The sequence below is a fragment of the Alicyclobacillus sp. SP_1 genome, assembly GCF_024706985.1.
Taxonomy (GTDB): Bacteria; Bacillota; Bacilli; order Alicyclobacillales; family Alicyclobacillaceae; genus Alicyclobacillus_I.
Genome location: NZ_JAMCCX010000064.1, coordinates 1 through 4808 on the forward strand (window position 1 = coordinate 1; position 4808 = coordinate 4808).

Annotated in this window: 3 protein-coding genes; all 3 read right to left on the reverse strand. The window is 46.2% G+C overall.

All coding sequences use genetic code 11. The features are described 5' to 3' along the window. Positions 1-90 precede the first annotated feature (90 nt). Entirely contained in the window at positions 91-1287 is a 1197-nt protein-coding gene (locus M4I36_RS13945) for a multidrug effflux MFS transporter (RefSeq protein WP_258112363.1), read from the reverse strand. A 228-nt stretch (positions 1288-1515) separates the two neighbouring features. Further along, a complete protein-coding gene (locus M4I36_RS13950; RefSeq protein ID WP_258112364.1) occupies positions 1516-3465 on the reverse strand; it encodes a putative bifunctional diguanylate cyclase/phosphodiesterase in 1950 nt (649 codons plus the stop codon). A 167-nt stretch (positions 3466-3632) separates the two neighbouring features. Beyond that, positions 3633-3974 (reverse strand): rhodanese-like domain-containing protein, encoded by a 342-nt coding sequence (locus M4I36_RS13955; protein ID WP_258112365.1) that lies wholly within the window; start codon positions 3972-3974, stop codon positions 3633-3635. Between the last annotated feature and the right edge of the window lie 834 nt (positions 3975-4808).

The window sequence follows — 4808 nt, forward strand, 5'->3', positions numbered from 1 at the left end:
GCTACGAGGCGGTCTGGTCCCTACCTCGACCGGACTCTCACCGGTTAGTTGTGCCTAGCTTGGCTAGGCGCGCTGTGAATTATTTGACGCTCACGTGGCTTGTGTATCCATCCTTTTATTGCACGTCAAAAAAACATAAGAACCTATAGCGAGTAAACTTGCCGTTAAGAGAATAATGCCTAACGGCTCAGCGGAATATTCACCTGCAATCCCTACGAGCGGGGAGCTTATGCAACCCAACAAGAAAGGAATCATTCCTAGTAAAGCCGTGGCGCTGCCAGCAATATGTCCCTGTGAGTTCATCGCTAGCGAAAAAGAAACCGGGCCGATAGTTCCCATCGATGCGACATAACAAACCAAAGGAAGGACAAGCGCGAACAACGGTCCATGAATTAAAACAACAAAAAATGCAATAACCGTAGAAACAAATGACATTCCAAGTCCAAAATGAAGAATGCGTTGTTCCGAAATCTTACCCACCAATTTGCGAACCATTTGTGAGGAAGCAATTAACACTATTCCATTTAATGCAAATAGCATAGAAAATCCTTGAGGAGATACTCCGTAAATTTTTTGATACACAAACGGCGTACCTGCAACATACGCGAAAATGCCTCCAAGGATAAATCCTTGAGCCAAGACGTATCCCATAAATCTACGGTGACCAAGAAGCGTCTTGAAATTATGCATCATTACACTCAAATCACTACGGATCCGATTTTCTTCCTGTAAACTTTCCTTGAGCCGATAGATAGTTGTAATGCACAGAATGAAACCTACGCTCCCCAAAACATAGAACACACCCTCCCATTTTGTGAACAGAATGATCGTACTTCCCGCAAGGGGAGCTACCAAGGGCGCCACGCTACTCATGACACTCATTAGCGAAAAGAATTTTGTGAGGTCCGTTCCTCTGAAGGTATCACGAGCAACTGCACTCGCGATCGTTCCTGCGGATACGGAGAATCCTTGAACAAATCGCAAAGCGATAAAAACTTCCATATTCGGAGCGAGGGCACACCCAAATGAGGACAAACAATAGATAATCATAGAGATGATAAGTGGTTTCCGTCTTCCGAATACATCACTTAATGCACCCATGGTTATTTGTCCAAGTGCTAGTCCCAGTAAACACGACGTCAAACTGGCCTGAATCATCGACGCATTCGTTCCAAAAAACTTCATCATCTGTGGGAACGACGGTAGATACATATCAAACGTAAGAGATCCTAATCCAGAAAACACAGCTAACATGAAGGCAAATCTAAATTGATGCATCCGTTTCATATCGCACTCCTATGTGAATGACATAATCTTTTATATGTGACCACTCCCCCTATCTTTGGGCATGTGGAGTGGTCACTTTCTGGACCTGATGAGGGTTCAAGCACCATGTCCTCCCCCAAGTGCGCGGTTTCTTACTCAGCCCCCTCAAAGTGCCTGCGATTTCCTGCGACAAAGAGACACGCGAATGTGTTTTACAACAGCGTCTTGAGTTCATTCAGCAGCCTCTAACTAGCCTTCGAGAAAATATTGGTCGCAAAATTGTTGAATGGGAATCGGCTCACCATATTTGTATCCTTGGAGACTCTTGCATCCTACTCCTAGTAAAAATCGTTCTTGTCCCTCCGTCTCTATTCCCTCTGCGGTTACGCTCAGTTCCAAGGAGTGCGCCATGGAAATCATGGCAGTTACCAGTTTTTTGTTGTATTCATTCTCCGGAAGAGACTCAATAAAACTGCGATCGATCTTAATACAGTCGAGTGAAAACCGTTGGAGATACGCCAGAGAGGAATAACCCGTTCCAAAATCGTCAACAGCGAGTCGCACTCCTAGGGAGTGAAAATCCTTTAAGGCGTCCGCCGCATTTGGGCGCAACAAAGAGCTCTCAGTAATTTCAAGTTGTATGGAGGAAGGGTTGACCTGCCAGTTCGCCAAAAGGGTGTCTAAGTGCGAATATAGTCCATGGTGTAGGCGAATGTCTTGCTCGGAAATGTTGATGGAAAGCCAGAGCATGGGATAGGTTCGAAGCCATTGGGCAGTATCCGTAATAGCCTTTTCGAGAACGCACATCGACAATTTTGGCAAGAGTCCTGACACCTCTGCTATAGGGAGAAAGCTAGCAGGAGAAAGCACCCCGTATTGCGGATGATTCCAACGCACTAATGCCTCCATGCCTTGAAGTTGTCGATTCTCTCCCATGATAGGCTGATAATATACGTCTAATTCATTACGCTCGAAGGCCCCGTACAAATCATTTTTGAGCCGCTGCTCATCACGAATGTTCTCATTCAAAGCATCCCTGAAGAATTCCGCCCGATGTCCCCCCATTTGCTTCACTCGATACATCGCTGCATCTGCAGATTTCAATAACAGATCAATCGTGTCCCCGTCTCGCGGAAAAACTGCAATACCAATGCTGGCTCCTAAATTCGTTGAGATATTTTGCAGGGAGTCATCCGAAAACGTGTCCAGCATCTTTTGAGCTAGTGTCATCAGTTCATGCTCCATCTCCGCGTGGCGGACGAGAACCACAAATTCATCTCCCCCGAAGCGAGCAATTAAGTCGGCGAAGCGTACAGCCCCACGAAAGTTATGGGCTACATTCCTTAAAACATCGTCACCTACTTCGTGTCCAAATGTATCATTGACCGACTTGAACCCATCTAAATCCACAAATAAAACAGCGATGGTCTCCCCGTCTCGCATGGCCTGCTCTATCGTCGACGAAGCATATTCTAAAAACGCCGCACGATTCAATGATTTCGTGAGTCCATCCTGGTTTGCTAATTCCTTTATTTTTTGATTGAGTCGCTCTTTGGCACTCAGAGCGGACAATATTCTAAAATAACTTGCTGTCACGAAGAGTAGAAATAGTAATCCAGCTATCGCTATCCAGACAACGCTGTCGCGCAAGTAGTGATATGCTCTATCTCTCTCGGCGCTTTCTTGCTGAAGAATTAGCCTATCCATGCGATGAATCATGGAACGAATGTCGTTCATTGTAACAAATCCACGACCCTGAGCAATCGTGGCAATGACTTCTCTCGCGTGTCCTAATGATTTCTCATGAATAGTTTGCTTTAAGAATGCGAGTTTATCGTCTATGGCCTTCCGTAGATCCGTTGTTTGCTGCGTAGGAATTCCGTAAGACTGGAGAAAGGGTTGTAGTTTTCGCTGTAGAATTGGAATTTTGGTGATAGACTGATCATATGGCCTCAAAAACGCAGGATTGTCCGTGATAATATAACCCCTTTGTCCGGTTTCCGCATCAATTAACTCGATAAGTAATTCGTCGAGTTCCGCAATGGTCTGGGCATCCTGGTATGAACGGCTCTGAGACTGAACCACCTGGACGCTTCGATGGATAATCCATCCTCCAACCAGCGCAAGAAAGAGGAGCACCATCAAAATGAGGGATAGAATTCTTCGCTCGACCCTTGGTAGGTGGAGTATCTTGTACACACCATACCCACTCCTTTCAAAAAAGTGAAATGATCATCAAAATTCATGCATTCTCAATGACGCAATGATATATTTCGACAAAAGAAGACAGGATGACGATGTGCCGCGAAGGGTACCTCTCATACGCAAGGTTTCGTCAGGGGTTGCCATCTCTTGTACTCATCCACTTATCCGTTTCGCCACCAAGCATCCATCCCGCCAGCCAGATGAGCGAGATCTGTAAACCCGAGTGCTATTAATTCGTGGGCCACAGCTTGACTACGATGGCCTGTTTTACAAATTAAAACAATTGGTTGACTTGGAGAGAAGTCCCGGGCGATTTCCTGCTCCTTGCCCATCGGATAAGATTTAGCCTCTACGATGTGTCCTGCCCGATATTCTGCCGCCGTTCTTACATCGATCACGGCGATGTTGGACCCTTGGTCGAGCTGCGTTCGTAATTCGGAAACATTGAGATCCTTCAGTGTTGCTGGATGTCGAAATAAATTCCAAAGTTTCAGCCCAAGCACCCCTTCCGAATTCTTGATGGTCTAATGAACGGAAAGCGCCTTCTCAAAAGCGGTCCGATCGAATCCTACCCAAATTGCATACCCGATGTCCGTCACAGGTGCAGACTTAACATCCGTCATTACTTCAAACTCCCGCGGGTACTCTGCTCGAGTCAGAATATTGCGTTCATCATAAGTCTATCCTTTCTCCGAAAGGAACCGCTTGGCGCGGCGACAGTGCGGTCAAAGAGGTACGGTGTACATACCAATGGAATGAGTCACTCTCATGTTCTTTCTGTTTTGTAGATGCTCACGCTTTCTGACAGAAGATGTGAGGCCTGTGTGATCTGAGTTGTCAAAGGATGAGTTGTATGAATCTTACGATCACGACAGTCATACGAGGAACTTATTTTAAGTGGAGAAACTCGAAGTTTGGCGGCCTCGACTCTCTTCCTCACCGGATTGCGTTTAACATACTTCCATTGTGAGCGTGCCATCAGGATACGCGATTTACGTTCCCGATGTCCAGTCGCTGAAAAGGTTGGTCAATTGTCCTCGAACAGCCACCCTTGTGCTGTCTCTCTACCTTAACGCGCCCACGTGTGGCCCTTAGTTTCTCCAACGGACATTGTTATCCTCTTTCAGGACGTATCCTGTAGACGTATCCTGTAGACGTATCCTGTAGACGTATCCTGTAGATGTATCCTGTAGACGTATCCTGTAGACGTATCCTGTAGACGTATCCTGTAGACGTATCCTGTAGACGTATCCTGTAGATGTATCCTGTAGACGTATCCTGTAGACGTATCCTGTAGACGTATCCTGTAGACGTATCCTGTAGACGTATCCTGTAGA

Coding starts and splice junctions, on each gene's coding strand:
- M4I36_RS13945 (WP_258112363.1), bottom strand. CDS start 1,287: ATGAAACGGATGCATCAATTTAGATTTGCCTTCATGTTAGCTGTGTTT.